Below are 1,321 nucleotides of genomic sequence, written 5' to 3'. Positions count from 1 at the left end.
GCGAGCGTCCGCCCGACGAAATTCTCTTCGACGCGAATAGAATAGCCAGAGCCAACCCCCTCACCCGGCTGCTCCGCAGCCACCCTCTCCCTGTGCGAGAGGTTTGGCGTCTGGGATTTTGATCGAGCATGCTGATGATTTTCGTCGCCTCCGCCGCCGATGCGCCGTCGACGCCTGGGGCCTATGCGCTGGCCTTGCGTCTGGGCGCGCCGCTGGACGTTCGTATCGGGAAAAACTCGGCGACGCTTCAAGCCGGCGATTATCTCTATTGCGGTTCGGCGCGGGGCTCCGGCGGATTGCGGGCGCGATTGGCGCGACACATGCGACCGCACAAGCGGGCCCACTGGCATATTGACCAGCTCACCGCTGGGGCGAGCCTGATCGGCGCCTTTGTCGAGGAACAGGGCGACGAATGCGCGCTCAACGCCGCGCTTGCCGATCTGCCAATCCCGGTCGCCGGCTTCGGCAGTTCGGATTGCCGCCGCTGCGCTGCGCATTTGCGATTCTGGCCGCAAGGCGCGGCCCTTCCTTCCCGGTGGGAAAATGCTAGGAAGGCGGCACGTTTTACCTAAGAGCGAGTCGCAGAGAGCGGCCGAACTCTCGCTAGAGGCGCGGGCCACCAATCCTGCGGCCAATCAGGCTTATGTCCAAAGACGAAATCAAAACCAAAGTTGAAGCGCGCACGCCGCGCGGCCTCGCCGACCGCGAGGCCGGCGAACTCGCCGCCACCGCCCGGATGCTCGATGTCATCCGCGAGGTCTATGAGCTCTATGGCTTCGAGGCTCTCGAGACGCCGGCGATCGAATACACCGACGCGCTCGGCAAGTTCCTGCCGGATCAGGATCGCCCCAATGAGGGCGTCTTCTCCTTTCAGGACGACGACGAGCAGTGGCTGTCGCTGCGCTACGATCTGACCGCGCCGCTGGCGCGTTTCGTCGCGCAGAATTTCGATCGTCTGCCCAAGCCCTATCGCTCCTATCGCGTCGGCCATGTCTACCGGAACGAGAAGCCGGGGCCGGGGCGCTTTCGGCAGTTCATGCAGTTCGACGCCGACACCGTCGGCTCCGCCTCGCCGGCCGCCGACGCCGAGATCTGCATGATGGCCGCGGACGCCATGGAGCGCTTAGGGATCGCCCGCGGCGATTACGTCATCAAGATCAACAGCCGCAAGGTGCTCGACGGCGTGATGCAGTCGATCGGCCTTGCCGGCGAGGAGAACGCGGGCCGCCGCCTCGTAGTGCTGCGCGCCATCGACAAGCTCGAACGGCTGGGCCCCGACGGCGTCCGGCAGTTGATGGGACAGGGCCGCAAGGACGACAGC

General features: G+C 65.4%; 2 protein-coding genes. Both read left to right on the top strand.

Going from position 1 to position 1,321, the window contains the following annotated elements:
• The first annotated feature begins 128 nt into the window (after positions 1-128).
• Complete coding sequence (locus tag Q8M88_RS05345; RefSeq protein ID WP_305595212.1) at positions 129-572, top strand: DUF123 domain-containing protein; 444 nt, start codon at positions 129-131, stop codon at positions 570-572.
• A 71-nt stretch (positions 573-643) separates the two neighbouring features.
• The coding region (locus Q8M88_RS05340) for a HisS family protein (protein ID WP_305595211.1) at positions 644-1,321 on the top strand (678 nt) is incomplete at its 3' end.

Source organism: Phenylobacterium sp. (assembly GCF_030693805.1).
Lineage (GTDB): Bacteria > Pseudomonadota > Alphaproteobacteria > Caulobacterales > Caulobacteraceae > Phenylobacterium.
This window is presented reverse-complemented; position numbering and strand designations above follow the sequence as displayed.